We start from the raw sequence: 15,387 nt of genomic DNA, 5'->3' as shown, positions 1-15,387 counted from the left end.
CGGGCTCGGCGCTCGTTCCCGTGCGCGCTGACTCTCCGCGGCGCTCCGGCTCAGCGCTCGTTCTCGCCGCGGATGAAGGCCTCGAGCTCGGCGCGGCCCTTCTGGTCCTCCATCTGGACCGGCGGGGACTTCATGAAGTACGTCGACGCCGACAGGATCGGGCCACCGACGCCGCGGTCCTTCGCGATCTTCGCCGCGCGGAGCGCGTCGATGATGACGCCGGCCGAGTTCGGGGAGTCCCAGACCTCGAGCTTGTACTCGAGGTTCAGCGGGACGTCGCCGAACGCGCGGCCCTCGAGGCGCACGTACGCCCACTTGCGGTCGTCGAGCCACGCGACGTAGTCCGACGGGCCGATGTGGACGTTGCGGTCGTCCTTCTTGCCGGCCAGCGGGCCGTCGTCGAGGTTCGAGGTGACGGCCTGCGTCTTCGAGACCTTCTTGGACTCCAGGCGCTCGCGCTCGAGCATGTTCTTGAAGTCCATGTTGCCGCCGACGTTCAGCTGGTACGTGCGGTCCAGGATGACGCCGCGGTCCTCGAACAGGCGGGCGAGCACGCGGTGCGTGATGGTCGCGCCGACCTGCGACTTGATGTCGTCGCCGACGATCGGCACGCCGGCGGCCTCGAACTTCGCGGCCCACTCGGGGTCGGACGCGATGAAGACGGGCAGCGCGTTGACGAACGCCACGCCGGCGTCGATCGCGGCCTGCGCGTAGAACTTCGCGGCGTCCTCCGACCCGACGGGCAGGTAGCAGATCAGCACGTCGACCTGGGCCTCGCGCAGCGCGGCGACGACGTCGACCGGCTCGGCGTCCGACTCCTCGATGGTCTGCGCGTAGTACTTGCCGATGCCGTCGAGCGTGTGGCCGCGCAGCACCGGGACGCCCAGCGGCGGGACGTCCGAGATCTTGATGGTGTTGTTCTCGGAGTTGAAGATCGCCTCGGAGAGGTCGAAGCCGACCTTCTTCGCGTCGACGTCGAACGCGGCGACGAACTCGATGTCGCGCACGTGGTAGTCGCCGAACTGCACGTGCATGAGGCCCGGGACCTTCGCCTGCGGGTCGGCGTCACGGTAGTAGTGCACGCCCTGGACCAGCGATGCGGCGCAGTTGCCGACGCCGACGATGGCGACGCGGATGGAGGTCATCCTCGCTCCTTCTCGGTGTGCGCCTCGGTGGATCCCTCGGCGTCGTCTGTGACGGCAGCCGGTCGGCCGCCGCTCTCGGTGCGGGCGCGGCGGACGCCGCGCTCGTTGTCGATGAGGCCGTCGAGCCAGCGCACCTCGCGCTCGACCTGCTCGAGGCCGTGGCGCTGGAGCTCGAGCGTGTACTCGTCCATGCGCTCGCGGGTGCGGTTGAACGACAGGCGGATGGTCTCGAGCCGCTCGGTCAGGCGGGTGCGGCGGCCCTCGAGGATGCGCAGGCGCGTCTCGGCGTCCGTCTGGCCGAAGAACGCGAACCGCACGTCGAAGTTCTCGTCCTCCCACGCCGACGGCCCGGCGGTCCGCAGCACCTGCTGGAGGTGCTCCTTGCCGTCCGCGGTGAGCTGGTACACGATGCGCGCGCGCTTCGTGGCGACGGCGCGGTCGGCCGGCGCCTCGGTGCCCACGATCCAGCCGCGGGCCGCGAGCGACTTCAGCGCGGGGTACAGGGAGCCGTAGGACAGCGCGCGGAACGAGCCGAGGACGAGGTTGAGCCGCTTGCGCAGCTCGTACCCGTGCATGGGTGCCTCGGCGAGCAGCCCGAGGATGGCCGGCTCGAGCACGTCGGAGCGTCCGCGCACGTCACCCTCCTCCGTCTGCGACCGTCCCGGACCACCTGGTCCGGTTCTCGATGTATCACCGCGATACATCCGGAGAATAGATCGACGCGAACGCGCCGCACAACCGCAGGCGGCGACGCCGACCCCTGCGGGCGTGCCGCGACCGCGTCCGGCGTCACGGCGGCGTGCCGATCATGTGAAAGGTCGCTGAGGATCGGACGTCCGAGGGCGCCCTGGGGCGAACGCCCCAGGTCGTTCGTCCATACTGGGCGCGGCGCCGCCGTGCCCGTCCCCACCCCCGGGACGGGCGACGACGCCGGACCAGTCGTCGACGGAAGGCCTGGAGTTGGCAGCCTCGAACCGCCGTGCGGCGCCCCCCCGCGCCCGGCGCGCGACGCGACGCCCGACGTCGGAGGGCGGCAAGCGCCGCTTCTGGGACTACCCGCGCTCGGGGTACACCGGTCTGCACCGGTGGCTGCCCTCGTGGCGCGTGCTCCTGGGCACGTTCATCGGCGGCGTCTTCCTCGTGCTGGGCGCCGGCGTCGCCGCGTTCGCGCTGGTGCAGCCGCCGGACGAGCTCGACGAGGTGTCCTTCGAGACGACGACCGTGTACTTCGCGGGCGCCGAGCCCGGCACGCCCGGACCCGTCATGGGCCAGTTCGCGGAGCAGAAGCGCGAGATCGTCGACTACGCGACGCTGCCCGACCACATCGGCAAGGCCGTCGCCGCCGGCGAGGACAAGACCTTCTTCTCCAACCGCGGCATCTCGATCACGGGCATGGCGCGCGCCTTCATCAACAACGTGCAGGGCAAGCCGACGCAGGGCGGGTCGACGCTGACCCAGCAGTACGTCGAGCGGTACTACCAGAACACGACGACGGACTACCTGGGCAAGGCGAAGGAGGCGATCCTCGCCATCAAGATCTCCCAGAAGGAGTCCAAGGAACAGATCATGGGCCGGTACCTGAACACGATCTACTTCGGTCGTGACTCGTACGGCATCCAGGCTGCGTCGCAGTCGTACTTCGGCAAGCCCGCCGCCGAGCTGAGCGTCTCCGAGGCGGCCCTGCTCGCCGCGGTGATCCCGTCCCCGAACAACTGGGACCCGGCGAACAGCCCCGAGAAGGCGCAGCAGCGCTGGGGCATCGTGCTCGACTCGATGGTCGACTCCGGGTGGCTGACCGCCGCCGACCGCGCGGCGCAGGTGTTCCCGACGACGATCGAGTACGCCCGCGGCGAGACGTACCGCGGCCCCAACGGCTACCTCCTCAAGATGGTCGAGGACGAGCTGCTCGCGACGAAGCTGTGGCGCGAGGACGAGCTGCGCACGCGCGGGCTCGAGATCATCACGACGATCGACCCCGAGGTGCAGGAGGCCGCGAAGGTCTCCGTCGAGGAGCTGCGCGCCGGCGCGCTGTCGGACGGCGCGACGCCGAACGAGCGCATGCGCGTCTCGGTCGTCTCGGTGGACCCCGCGACGGGCGGCATCGTGTCCCTCTACGGCGGGCCGGACTACCTCGCCGACTCCCGCAACACCGCCACGTTCGACCTCATCCAGGCCGGCTCGACGTTCAAGCCCTTCACGCTCGTCGCCGGGCTCGAGAAGGGCATCGGGCTCGGGACGGCGTACGACGGCCGGTCGCCGCAGCGCTTCGACGCGTGGGGCGGCGGCGAGGTCGACGTCCGCAACTTCGGCAACCAGGACTTCGGGCGCATCGACCTGGCCGCGGCGACCGCCGACTCCGTCAACACGGTGTACGCGCAGCTCAACCTCGAGGTCGGGCCGCAGTCGACGGCCGAGGTCGCGAAGAAGGCGGGCATCACGACCGAGCCGACGCTCGAGCCGTCCAACGTGCTCGGCGCCGACGCGGTGCACCCGCTCGATATGGCCGGCGCCTACGCGACCTTCGCCGCGCAGGGCGTGCACCGCGCGCCGCACATCGTGCAGACGGTCCTCAACACGGACGGCTCGGTGGCCTACACGCCCGACACCACCGGCAACCAGGCGTTCCGGCCCGAGGTCATGGCCGATGCGACCTACGCGATGACGCAGGTCGTCGAGCGCGGGTCGGCGGAGCGCAACGTGAAGCCGCTCGGGCGCCCGATCGCCGGCAAGACCGGCACGTCGTCCGAGAACAAGTCGGCGTGGTTCGTCGGCTACGTGCCGCAGCTCGCGACCGCGGTGTCGCTGTCGCAGCTCGCCGACGACGACAGGTCGCTCGTCACCATCACGCCGTGGGGCGGCGTCCGCGAGGTCACCGGCGGGTCGTACCCGTCGGCCCTGTGGGCGTCCTACATGGAGAAGGTGTTCGCGCAGCCCGAGTACGCCGAGGTCCAGGAGTTCCCGGCGCGCGCGAACGTGGGCCGCAAGCCCACGGCGACGGCCACGGCGACGCCGACGGAGACCGCCGCGCCGGAGCCGACCGAGGAGGCGCCGACCGAGGTGCAGGTGCCCGGCGGGCTCGTGGGGCGGACCGAGGCGGACGCCAGCGGCGCCGTGCTCGCGGCGAACCTGGTGCCCAGCGTCACCTCCGAGCGCTCGACGAGCGTCCCGGCGGGGCGTGTCATCCGCGCGGAGCCGGGCGAGGGCGCGACCGTCGGGGTGGGGTCCACCGTGACGATCGTCGTGTCGAGCGGCCCGCCGCCGCAGCCGACGCCCCAGCCGACCCAGACGCAGCAGCCGCAGCAGCCCCAGCCCCAGCCGACGGAGACCGCCGGCGCGGGGCAGCAGGGCCCGGGCAACCAGGGCGGCTGATCCCGGCCCGCCGGGCGTGACGCAGACGTGGTAGGTCCTGCGTCCACGACCCGGTAGGCTGGGCCGCTGCCGTCCCTCGCGGACGGTTCCGCGTGCCCGCACCCCGACCATCGGGGCGTGGACGCGCAGACGCACGAGACCCTCCTGTCACGGACCGACCGTGACCGCGAAGACCAGAGGAGGTGGGTATGAGCCTGCGTCAGTACGAGATCATGATCATCCTCGACCCCGAGATCGAGGAGCGCACCGTCGCCCCGTCGCTCGACAAGTACCTGACGGTCGTCAAGACCGAGGGTGGCACCGTCGACAAGGTGGACGTGTGGGGCCGTCGTCGCCTCGCGTACGACATCAAGAAGAAGGCCGAGGGCATCTACGCCGTCGTCGACTTCACCGCGTCGCCCGCGACCGCCAAGGAGCTCGACCGCCAGCTCGGCCTCAACGAGGTCGTCCTGCGCACCAAGGTCCTGCGCCGCGAGGTCTGAGCCCCGCGTGTGGGTGCCCGGCGCTAACGTCCGGGCAGCACCCCACCCGTGCGGCACAGCCGCAGTCGATCCGTCGGAACGAGCGAGGAGGCCGCCATGGCCGGTGAGACCACCATCACGGTGATCGGGAACCTGACCGGGGACCCGGAGCTGCGCTTCACCCCGTCCGGGGCCGCGGTCGCGAACTTCACCGTCGCGTCCACCCCCCGCACGTTCGATCGCCAGAGCAACGAGTGGAAGGACGGCGAGACGCTGTTCCTCCGCTGCTCGATCTGGCGGGAGGCGGCCGAGTCCGTCGCCGAGTCCCTCACCAAGGGCACCCGCGTCATCGTGACGGGGCGCCTCACCCAGCGGTCCTACGAGACCCGCGAGGGCGAGAAGCGCACCGTCTACGAGCTGCAGGTCGACGAGGTCGGCCCGTCGCTGCGCTACGCCACGGCCAAGGTCACCCGGACCCAGCGGTCCGGTGGTGGCGGCGGCTTCGGTGGCGGTGGCGGCGGTGGGTTCGGCGGCGGCGGTGGCGGCGGCGGTTACGGGGGCGGCCAGTCGTCCTCCGCCGGCCAGGCCGACGACCCGTGGGCGACGCCCGCGGGTGGGTCGTCCGGCGGCGGCTACTCGGACGAGCCCCCGTTCTGATCGGCACTCGCACCCCCTGAAGACTCACATCCCCGAGCACGGCAACGCTCGGGGCTCCACAGACAAGGAGCACCACGATGGCCAAGCCCGTCGTCCGCAAGCCCAAGAAGAAGCAGAACCCCCTGAAGGCCGCCAAGATCGACACGGTCGACTACAAGGACACGGCTCTGCTCCGCAAGTTCATCTCCGACCGCGGCAAGATCCGCGCCCGTCGCGTCACCGGCGTGTCGGTCCAGGAGCAGCGCGCGATCGCGCGTGCCGTCAAGAACGCCCGCGAGATGGCCCTGCTGCCGTACTCGTCGTCGGCGCGCTGAGGAAGGGGAGACTCATGGCGAAGATCATCCTGACCCACGAGGTCACCGGTCTCGGTGCCCCCGGCGACGTCGTCGAGGTGAAGGACGGGTACGCCCGTAACTACCTCGTCCCGCGCAACCTGGCCACGCCGTGGACCAAGGGTGCCGAGAAGGACGTCGCCGCGATCCGCAAGGCCCGCAAGGCCCGCGAGATCGCGTCGCTCGACGACGCCAAGGCCGTCCGGGACTCGCTCCAGGCGAACCCCGTCACGGTGACGGCGAAGTCCGGCGAGTCCGGCCGTCTGTTCGGTGCGGTCACGACCGCGGAGATCGCCGAGGCCATCAAGGCCGCCGGCGCCCCCGCCGTCGACAAGCGCAAGATCGAGGTCTCGCAGGCGATCAAGTCGCTCGGCGAGTACAAGGTGCAGGTCCGCCTGCACCCGGAGGTCGCCGCCACGGTGACCGTCCGGGTCGTCGGCGCCTGAGCAGCTGCACCTGACCTCCTCGAGGTCGTACGACGCCCCGCCCCGGTCCGTCCGGGGCGGGGCGTCGTCGCGTCGGGGAGGCGCTGCTCGGTCCGAAGCACGAGTGGGGGTCCGTCTGCGGGCGGGTGCCGGCGCACCTCCGGCGCGGCTAGCGTCGAGCGGACAGGACGACCGAGGAGGCGCACGTGCACGACGACAGGGACCGGACGGGTGTCGACGAGGCCGGACCGGGCCGCAACCAGCTGGGGATCGGTGCGGCGTTCATCCCGGTCGGGCTGATGTTCATCGTGCTCGGGCTGACTCTGGAACGGCGCACGCCGTACCTCGCGCTCGGCATGGGCTACGCGGGGGACGGGGTCGGTCGCAAGCACGCCGCCCCCTCCCGCGACCGGGCGACGCTGATGGACGGGGAACGCCACGCCGGTGCTGCCGGAGGTGGCCGGATCCGCGGCGATGCGGAGCCCGCCAGCGAGCTGGACGATCGCGCACGAGCGTTGGCGGACCGGCTTCTCGAGCTCGCCGGATGACCTCCGAGCGGGGCGCGCCGCCCGCGTCCGCGAGGAGGACCGTGCCTCCGGTACTCGTGGTGCTGTGGGCGACCGGGGTCGTCGGCCAGACCTGGCTCGCGTGGCTGCTGCCCGCCGCCACGCAGCGGCCGGGGGAGGGGACGGTGTTCCTCGTCCTGGTGGCGACGACCGCCGCTGTCGTCGCGGCGTGCGTGCGGTCGGCGCACCATCAGGGCGTCGTGCCGGTACCTCCCGTCCCGTTCGTCGCCGGGGTCGGCTGGGTCGCGATCGCGGGCACGTTCGTCCTCCTGGCGTGGCTCGTGCCGATCGTGCACCCGTGGGACGCGTCGGACCTGGCGACCCTGCTGCCGTATGCGGCGACCGGTGCACCCGGCGCGGCTGCTGTCGTGACGCCGGCCGTCCTCCAGCGGACGGCACGCCGGAAGCTCGCACATCGGGTGTCGTTGGCCCTCGTACCGACGCTCGTCGCGGGCGCACTGGTGGTGGCGACGACGTCGCCGTGACCTCGGTGCGACCGGCTCCGTCACGGCGAGGTCCGGCGAGCGGGTCGCCTGTTCGGTGCGGTCACCACGGCCGAGATCGCGGGCGCGGTCGAGGCCGCCGGTGCCCGGCCGTCGACAAGCGCAAGAGCGAGGTCTCGCAGGCGATCACGTCGCTCGGCGAGTACAAGGTGCAGGTCCGCCTGCACCCCGAGGTGTCGGCCACGGTGACCGTGGAGGTCGTCGGCGCCTGACGCCAGCTCGTCCACGGACGGCCCCGCCCCGGCAACCCGGGGTGAGGCCGTCCTGCGTCCGGGCCGGGATGCTCCGGCGGTCGGGACGGGACGGGGTTCTCGGACCCCGGGCGCCGGGGAGGGCTCGACGCCTGCCGTCGCGGGGCGGTGCACCGGTAGCCTCCTCGCGGACGAGAGGGGTGCGGCGATGACCGAGCAGGACCGGCCGACCGAGGACGGCGACGACAAGCAGAAGCACGTGGCACAGGGTGCGGCGTTCCTTCCCATCGGCCTGGTGTTCTTCGTCATCGGGCTCACGCGGGTCGACGAGGGGTCGGGCTCGCCGTTCCTCATCATCGGCCTCGCGTTCCTCGTCATGAGCTTCGGGTGGATGGCGCGCGCGCAGTCGGGCGGCGGTCGACGCGACGCCGCCACCCCCGAGCGCCGCGGCCACCAGGGCGACGGCGGCGGGACGTCCGCCGGCGACGGCGGGAGCGGGGGACACGGTCGTGGCGGCGGAGACGGCCCGGGCGACCACGGGCACGGCGGCTCCGACTCCGGTGGGGGCGATGGCGGTGGTGGCGGCGACTGAGGCCGTGACCGCGCGAGGTCGGTGAACGGGGACGTCGGCCGCGGACCCGTGGGTGTGCCCCACCGACGCCGCCGGGGCACCTGCCTACCGTGAGGGGGCATGACGACCTCGCGCCCTGCCGCCCTCGCGTCGCACCGCCTGGAGCGGCCCCACGCCCGCACGGCGCCTCGCACCGGTCCCCGCCACGGACCACGCCGCGTCGGCTGGACGGCCGTGCTGCTGACGGCCCTCGCGGTGGTCGCCTACTCCGGGGTGCCGTACCTGACGGGCGCGCTCGAGGCACTCGACCCGGAGCGAGCGCCGCTGGCGCCCGCGTACGCCGCCATGCCGACGGTGGTCGGGGTCGCGCTCGTCGTGCACGTCGCCGGTGCGGCGACCGCGCTGCTGGTCGGTCCGTTCCAGTTCTCGGCCGCCGCGCGGCGGCGGTTACCCCGCGCGCACCGGTGGGGCGGGCGCGTGTACCTCGGAGGCGTGGCGCTCGGCGGGATGGCGTCGCTCCTCATGGCGCCGTTCAACACCGCGGGCATGGTGGGCTTCCTCGGCTTCGGCACCCTCGCCGTGCTGTGGCTCTGGACCGGGTGGCGCGGGTACCGGGCGATCCGCGCCGGTGACGTGCGCGCCCACCAGGCCTGGATGATCCGGAACTTCGCGCTCACCTACGGCGCCGTCATGCTCCGCGTCTGGGTCCCGCTGCTGGTCGCGGCGCAGGCATGGGCGGCGGGCGACGCGTTCGACGGCGAGACCGCGTTCACCAACGCCTACGCGGCGGTGACGATCCTGGCGTGGGTGCCGAACCTCGTGGTCGCCGAGGCGATGGTCCGGCGACGCGGGCTGCCGTCGTACCGCCTCGTCGACCGTCCCTGAGCGACGACGGACCGGCTCGCGGCCCGTGGTCGCCGAGGTGTCAGGCGCCCGTGACCATCCAGGCCGTGCCGCGGGCGCGCAGCCCGGTGGTCAGCGCCCGAGCCGCCATGAAGAGGACGGCGAACGCCGCCCACAGCCAGGCGAGCGCGGCGGCGCCGGGCGGCGCCCACGCGTGCACGGCGAGTGCGGCGGGCACGTACGCGACGAGGGTGGCGACGCCCGCCCACGCCAGGAAGGGCCCGTCACCGGCGCCGATGAGGACGCCGTCGAGGACGAAGACCCACCCGGCCAGCGGCAGCGCCACGGCGGCGACCACGAGGCCGGCGACGGCCGCCCGGCGCACGTCCGGGTCGGCGGTGAACAGGCGGACGTACGCGGGCGCGAGCGCGCCGACGAGGATGCCGAGGACCACACCCGCGGCGACGCCCCACTGCAGCGTCCGGCGCAGCAGGGCGCGCGTGCCGGCCACGTCGGCGGCGCCGAGCGCGTGACCGACGAGCGCCTGCGCGGCGATCGCGAGGGCGTCGAGGGCGAACGCGGTGAGCCCCCAGACGGCGTTGACGACCTGGTGGCCCGCGAGGGCGGTGGCGCCCAGGCCGGTGGCGACCCAGACGTTGAGCAGGATCGCGAGGCGCAGCGTCGCGGTGCGCACGAGCAGCGGGACGCCGGCGCGCGCGTTGGCGAGGATGCCGCCGGCCGCAGGACGCAGCTCCGCGCCGACCCGCCGGGCGCCGCGGACGACGACGACCACCAGCGCGACGGCCATGCCCAGCTGCGCGACGGCGGTGCCGAGCCCCGAGCCGGCGATGCCCATGCCGGCGCCGTACACGAGCACGACGTTGAGGACGGCGTTGGCGACGGCGCCCGAGGCGGCGACGACGAGCGGCGTGCGGGTGTCCTGGAGGCCGCGCAGCGCGCCGGTCGCGGCGAGCACGAGCAGCATGCCCGGCAGGCCCGGGGTGGACCACCGCAGGTACGCCACCGCCTGCTCGGCGACGCCGCCGTCCGCGCCCAGCGCCGCGACGAGCCACGGCGCGAGGAGCCACGCGGCGGCAGCCATGACGACGCCGATGCCCGCGCCGAGCCACAGGCCGTCGACGCCCGTCTGCAGGGCCCCGCGCGCGTCGCCGGCGCCGAGCCGGCGGGCGACGGCCGCCGTCGTGGCGTAGGCGAGGAAGACGCACAGGCCGACGAGCGTGACGAGGACCGTGGACGCGAGGGCGAGGCCCGCGAGGGCGTCCGTGCCGAGGTGGCCGACGATCGCGGAGTCGACGAGGACGAACAGCGGCTCGGCGACGAGCGCGCCGAGGGCGGGGACGGCGAGGGCGACGATCTGCCGGTCGACGCCGGGGGAGCGCGGCGCGCGACCGGGTGACACGGGCGGGTCGTCGGGTGCCGAGGAAGGCCGTGAGGCGTCCGGCTGCCGGGTCATGCGTCCGCCAGGTGGACCTGAGGCGAACGGATGTGGTTCCACAGCACGTGCACAGCGTAAGTGCCGGTGAACGGGTGGTCGGGACACTGTGCTCTGCGTTGTCCACAGCTTCGTCCCCATCCTGTGCACACAGGCGTCCTCACGTCGTCCACAGGCTGTCCACCGGTGTGTGCACACACTCGTTTGGGGCTGCCGACGGCGGCGCCTAGTCTCCGCAGGACAGGTGCGGACCGTCGCGCCCGCGGGGTACGGCCCCCGGCGGCGGTCACTGTCAGCGGCTCCGTGTAGAACAGGCGTTCGACCGGGTGGGACGAGCGAAGAGTGGGTGACAGGTGACCATCGAGGACCTCGAGTTCGGCGCGCCGCCGGCGGAGAGCGGCAGCAGGGGCGGCGGCTTCGACCGCACCCCGCCGCAGGACCTCGACGCGGAGCGGTCGGTGCTCGGCGGCATGATGATCAGCAAGGACGCGATCGCCGACGTCATCGAGCAGGTCCGCGGCACCGACTTCTACCGGCCGGCGCACGAGGTCATCTACGACGCGATCATCGACCTGTACGGCCGCGGCGAGCCTGCCGACGCCATCACCGTCTCCGACGAGCTGACCAAGCGCGGCGAGATCGCCCGCATCGGCGGCGCGCCGTACCTGCACACCCTCATCGCCGGCGTCCCCACGGCCGCGAACGCCGGCTACTACGCGCGGATCGTGCGCGAGCGCTCGATCCTGCGCAAGCTCGTCGAGGCGGGCACGCGCATCGTCCAGCTCGGCTACGCGACCGACGGCGGCGACGTCGACGAGCTCGTCAACAACGCGCAGGCCGAGGTCTACGCGGTCACCGAGCGGCGCGCGTCGGAGGACTACCTCCCGCTGTCGGAGATCATCGGCGGCACGGTCGACGAGATCGAGGCGGCCGGCCACCGCGGCGAGGGCATGATCGGCGTGCCGACGGGGTTCGCGGACCTCGACCGGCTGACGAACGGCCTGCACCCGGGGCAGATGATCGTCATCGCGGCGCGTCCGGCCATCGGCAAGGCCCTCGCGCTGGACACGCCCCTGCCGACGCCCACGGGGTGGACGACAATGGGGGAGGTCCAGGTCGGCGACGCGCTCGTGGCTGCCGACGGCACCGTCACGCGCGTCGTCGCCGCCACCGAGGTCATGGTCGACCGGCCCTGCTACCGCCTGACCTTCGACGACGGATCGACGATCGTCGCCGACGCGCAGCACCAGTGGTTCACGCGGACGCGGGCGGAGCGGCGGGTGGGCGCCGACGGACAGGTGCGCACCACCGAGGAGCTGGCGGCGACGGTCCGCTGCGCGACGGCGGAAGCGCGAGCCAACCACTCCGTCCCGACCGCCGACGCGCTCCGCCTGCCCGAGCGGGACCTGCTCGTCGACCCGTACCTGCTGGGCGTGTGGCTCGGCGACGGGCACTCCGCGGCGGCGCGGTTCACCAGCGCCGACCCGGAGATCGCGATGCGGATCGAGGGGCGCGGGTACGAGGTCCGTGCCAACGGCCGCGAGGGCCTGGCCGACCTCTACACCGTCAGGCTCCCGCAGCAGGAGATCGCGCCTCGCGCGTGCGAGGTCTGCGGCATCGAGTTCGTGCCCGCCCGCTCGCAGGTGCGGACGTGCGGGCGGTCGTGCGGTGGCAGGGTCAAGACGCTGTCCGGTCCGGTGCCGGTCCCTACCTGCCCGGACTGCGGGGTCGAGACCACGGGCCTGGTGCGGTGCCAGGACTGCCACGACCGGCTCGGCACGGTGCAGGCGCGGCTGCGGACCATCGGGGTGCTGGGGCGCAAGCACATCCCCGCGGAGTACCTGCGGGCGAGCGAGTCGCAGCGGCGCGACCTGCTCGCGGGTCTGCTCGACACCGACGGGACGGTGAACCCGACCGGCTCGGTGCAGTTCGCCGTCACCGACGAGCGGCTGGCGCGCGACGTCCGCGAGCTCGTGCACTCGCTGGGGTACCGCACGGGCTGGTCGGAGAAGCCGGTCCGGGGCCGGTCGGCGGCGTCGTCGACGTGCTTCACGATCACGTTCACGACGGACGACGACGTGTTCGCGCTGGAGCGCAAGAAGCTCGTCCACAAGGAGCGCCGCCGCCGCTCGACGCCGCGGCTGCACCAGCGGTACGTCGTCTCGGTCGAGCCGATCGAGTCCGTGCCGGTGCGCTGCGTCCAGATCTCGCACCCGTCGCACCTGTACCTGGCCGGCGAGGCGATGATCCCGACGCACAACTCGACGGTCGGCATCGACATCGTCCGGTCGGCGGCCATCAAGCACAACATGGCGGCCGTCGTCTTCTCGCTCGAGATGAGCCGCAACGAGATCACGATGCGTCTGCTCTCGGCCGAGGCGCGCGTGCACCTGCAGAAGCTGCGCACGGGCGCGATGGGCGAGGAGGACTGGGCGAAGATCGCGGCGACCATGGGCCGCGTCTCCGAGGCCCCGCTGTTCATCGACGACTCGCCGAACATGTCGCTGATGGAGATCCGCGCCAAGTGCCGGCGCCTGAAGCAGAGGCACGACCTCAAGCTCGTCGTCATCGACTACCTCCAGCTGATGACGTCCGGCAAGCGCGTCGAGTCGCGCCAGCAGGAGGTCTCGGAGTTCTCGCGTGCGCTGAAGCTGCTCGCCAAGGAGCTCGAGGTCCCCGTCATCGCGATCTCGCAGCTGAACCGTGGCCCCGAGCAGCGCACCGACAAGCGACCGGCGATGAGCGACCTACGTGAATCCGGCTCCATCGAGCAGGACGCGGACATGGTCATTCTTCTGCACCGTGAAGATGCCTATGAGAAGGAATCTCCGCGCGCAGGTGAGGCCGACCTGATCGTCGCCAAGCACCGTAACGGCCCCACGGACACCATCACGGTCGCCTTCCAGGGGCACTACTCGCGCTTCGTCGACATGCAGATGTGACGCGCGGCCCGGTGACGCACGTCAGTGCCCCTGAGCAGTGCGGTGCGTGCATGCGTCGGGCAGCTCCTCGGACGGCGCGGCGTCGCGCCGTCGAGCACGGACCCTCGTAGCCCGCACGACGAGAGACCGCGGCGGGCGCACCGAGGCGGACGACGGCCCGACCCCTTCTCTATGGGGCGGGCCGTCGTCCTACGTGCGGTCGGTCGACGAGCGGGCGCTCGACGCCGGGAAGGCTGCATGCGATCCCGACGTCGGCAAATCCATTCGGATATCGATATCGCACATCCCGGCCCTCGGATCCGCACGATTGTGATCGTTAACATCCACGCCTCGGTCGATCCGAGACGCCCTCTCCGCACCGGTGTGGAGGGGTCCCCTCCAGACCGTGCCCGCCGTCGACGACGACGCGGGCACCGAGTGAGAGGCAAGGAACGCACATGACCTCACGACGTGTCGGACGCGCGCTGGTCGCCGCCGGACTGGCGGCCGCCACGGCGGTCGCGGGACTCGTGGTGACCGCCCCCGCGCAGGCGGCGGAGAGCACCCTCGGGGCCGCCGCCGCGCAGAGCGGCCGGTACTACGGGACCGCGATCGCCGCGGGCCGGATGAACGACTCGACCTACCTCGGCATCGCGAACCGCGAGTTCACCATGATCACCGCCGAGAACGAGATGAAGATGGACGCGACCGAGCCCAGCCAGGGCCGGTTCACCTTCACCAACGGCGACCGGATCGTGTCGTGGGCGCGGTCCAACGGCAAGCAGGTGCGCGGCCACACGCTCGCGTGGCACGCCCAGCAGCCGGGCTGGATGCAGAACATGTCCGGCAGCCAGCTCCGCAACGCGCTGATCAACCACGTCACGCAGGTCGCCACGCACTACCGCGGCCAGATCCACACGTGGGACGTCGTCAACGAGGCGTTCGCCGACGGCGGCAGCGGCGGCCGGCGCGACTCGAACCTGCAGCGCACCGGCAACGACTGGATCGAGGCCGCGTTCCGCGCCGCCCGCGCCGCCGACCCGGGCGCCAAGCTCTGCTACAACGACTACAACACCGACAGCATCAACCCGAAGTCCACGGGCATCTACAACATGGTCCGCGACTTCAAGGCCCGTGGCGTCCCGATCGACTGCGTCGGGTTCCAGAGCCACCTCGGCACCGGCGTCCCGTCCGACTACCAGGCGAACCTCCAGCGTTTCGCGGACCTCGGCGTCGACGTGCAGATCACCGAGCTCGACATCGAGCAGGGCCCGAACCAGGCGAACGCCTACGCCGCCGTGACGCGCGCGTGCCTCGCGGTCAGCCGCTGCACGGGCATCACCGTCTGGGGCGTGCGGGACAGCGACTCGTGGCGCACGGGCGCGAACCCGCTGTTGTTCGACGCGAGCGGCAACCGCAAGCCGGCGTACACCTCGACGCTCGCCGCGCTCAACTCCGTCGCGCCGCCCGACCCGGGCAACGGCACGATCGACGTGAACGCGACGTACGTGCTGGTCAATCGCGGCAGCGGCAAGGCGCTCGACGTGTACGCCCGGTCCACCGCCGACGGCGCCCGCATCACGCAGTGGTCGCGCAACGACGGGGCGAACCAGCAGTGGCAGTTCGTCGACTCGGGCGGCGGCTACTACCGGATCCGCGCGCGCCACTCGGGCAAGGTCCTCGACGTGTCGAACTTCTCGACCGCCGACGGCGGTGCCGTCGTCCAGTGGGCCGACCGCAACCAGACGAACCAGCAGTTTCGCGTGACGTCGTCCGGCGGGTACCTGACGATCGTCAACCGCAACTCCGGCAAGGCGCTGGAGGTCCAGGGCGCCTCCACCGCGGACGGCGGCGCCGTCGTCCAGTACACGAGCTGGGGCGGCGCCAACCAGCAGTGGCAGCTCGTCCGGGTCGGCTGACCCGAGCGGCCCCGGCCCGACGCGCACCGTC

General features: G+C 72.5%; 15 protein-coding genes. 12 read left to right on the top strand and 3 right to left on the bottom strand.

Annotated elements, in window-relative coordinates; genetic code table 11:
• Positions 1-50 precede the first annotated feature (50 nt).
• Positions 51-1,145 (bottom strand): inositol-3-phosphate synthase, encoded by a 1,095-nt coding sequence (locus ACFUMH_RS03725; protein WP_378200602.1) that lies wholly within the window; start codon positions 1,143-1,145, stop codon positions 51-53.
• Positions 1,142-1,780: a PadR family transcriptional regulator gene (locus tag ACFUMH_RS03720; RefSeq protein ID WP_378200599.1), complete on the bottom strand. Its 639-nt coding sequence runs from the start codon at positions 1,778-1,780 to the stop codon at positions 1,142-1,144. The genes ACFUMH_RS03725 and ACFUMH_RS03720 overlap by 4 nt, the downstream gene beginning before the upstream one ends.
• A 325-nt stretch (positions 1,781-2,105) precedes the next feature.
• Between ACFUMH_RS03720 and ACFUMH_RS03715 the strand changes: the two genes are divergently transcribed.
• The 10 genes from ACFUMH_RS03715 to ACFUMH_RS03670 all read left to right on the top strand — a co-directional run bounded on the left by ACFUMH_RS03715 (position 2,106) and on the right by ACFUMH_RS03670 (position 9,105).
• Entirely contained in the window at positions 2,106-4,514 is a 2,409-nt protein-coding gene (locus ACFUMH_RS03715) for a transglycosylase domain-containing protein (RefSeq protein ID WP_378200596.1), read from the top strand.
• Between the two features lie 188 nt (positions 4,515-4,702).
• The gene (gene rpsF, locus ACFUMH_RS03710; protein WP_378200593.1) at positions 4,703-4,996 is read left to right on the top strand and encodes a 30S ribosomal protein S6; all 294 of its coding nucleotides are present in this window, start codon (positions 4,703-4,705) and stop codon (positions 4,994-4,996) included.
• A 96-nt stretch (positions 4,997-5,092) separates the two neighbouring features.
• Complete coding sequence (locus ACFUMH_RS03705; protein WP_378200590.1) at positions 5,093-5,632, top strand: single-stranded DNA-binding protein; 540 nt, start codon at positions 5,093-5,095, stop codon at positions 5,630-5,632.
• 77 nt (positions 5,633-5,709) lie between these two features.
• Positions 5,710-5,946 carry a 30S ribosomal protein S18 gene (rpsR, locus tag ACFUMH_RS03700; RefSeq protein ID WP_378200587.1) on the top strand — a complete coding sequence of 79 codons (237 nt, stop codon included), beginning with the start codon at positions 5,710-5,712 and terminating at the stop codon, positions 5,944-5,946.
• Between the two features lie 14 nt (positions 5,947-5,960).
• The gene (gene rplI / locus ACFUMH_RS03695) at positions 5,961-6,410 is read left to right on the top strand and encodes a 50S ribosomal protein L9 (RefSeq protein WP_378200584.1); all 450 of its coding nucleotides are present in this window, start codon (positions 5,961-5,963) and stop codon (positions 6,408-6,410) included.
• A gap of 185 nt (positions 6,411-6,595) precedes the next feature.
• A complete protein-coding gene (locus ACFUMH_RS03690) occupies positions 6,596-6,937 on the top strand; it encodes a hypothetical protein (protein WP_378200581.1) in 342 nt (113 codons plus the stop codon).
• A gap of 41 nt (positions 6,938-6,978) precedes the next feature.
• The gene (locus ACFUMH_RS03685; protein ID WP_378200579.1) at positions 6,979-7,440 is read left to right on the top strand and encodes a hypothetical protein; all 462 of its coding nucleotides are present in this window, start codon (positions 6,979-6,981) and stop codon (positions 7,438-7,440) included.
• Positions 7,437-7,670 carry a 50S ribosomal L9 C-terminal domain-containing protein gene (locus ACFUMH_RS03680; RefSeq protein ID WP_378200576.1) on the top strand — a complete coding sequence of 78 codons (234 nt, stop codon included), beginning with the start codon at positions 7,437-7,439 and terminating at the stop codon, positions 7,668-7,670. Before ACFUMH_RS03685 ends, ACFUMH_RS03680 begins: the two co-directional genes overlap by 4 nt.
• Before the next feature lie 187 nt (positions 7,671-7,857).
• Positions 7,858-8,241 carry a hypothetical protein gene (locus tag ACFUMH_RS03675; protein WP_378200573.1) on the top strand — a complete coding sequence of 128 codons (384 nt, stop codon included), beginning with the start codon at positions 7,858-7,860 and terminating at the stop codon, positions 8,239-8,241.
• 99 nt (positions 8,242-8,340) lie between these two features.
• Positions 8,341-9,105 carry a DUF2306 domain-containing protein gene (locus ACFUMH_RS03670; RefSeq protein ID WP_378200570.1) on the top strand — a complete coding sequence of 255 codons (765 nt, stop codon included), beginning with the start codon at positions 8,341-8,343 and terminating at the stop codon, positions 9,103-9,105.
• Positions 9,106-9,145: 40 nt separating this feature from the next.
• Here ACFUMH_RS03670 and ACFUMH_RS03665 read toward each other — a convergent pair whose 3' ends face one another.
• Positions 9,146-10,483: an MATE family efflux transporter gene (locus tag ACFUMH_RS03665; RefSeq protein ID WP_378200567.1), complete on the bottom strand. Its 1,338-nt coding sequence runs from the start codon at positions 10,481-10,483 to the stop codon at positions 9,146-9,148.
• A gap of 386 nt (positions 10,484-10,869) precedes the next feature.
• Here ACFUMH_RS03665 and dnaB point away from each other — a divergent pair, with 386 nt between their 5' ends.
• Entirely contained in the window at positions 10,870-13,458 is a 2,589-nt protein-coding gene (dnaB, locus tag ACFUMH_RS03660; protein WP_378200564.1) for a replicative DNA helicase, read from the top strand.
• Positions 13,459-13,895: 437 nt separating this feature from the next.
• Positions 13,896-15,356 carry an endo-1,4-beta-xylanase gene (locus tag ACFUMH_RS03655; RefSeq protein ID WP_378200561.1) on the top strand — a complete coding sequence of 487 codons (1,461 nt, stop codon included), beginning with the start codon at positions 13,896-13,898 and terminating at the stop codon, positions 15,354-15,356.
• Positions 15,357-15,387 lie beyond the last annotated feature (31 nt).

Source organism: Cellulomonas sp. NPDC057328, assembly GCF_042667215.1.
GTDB lineage: Bacteria > Actinomycetota > Actinomycetes > Actinomycetales > Cellulomonadaceae > Cellulomonas.
Note: the sequence above shows the minus strand (reverse complement) of the source record. Positions and strands in the feature narration are given on the sequence as shown.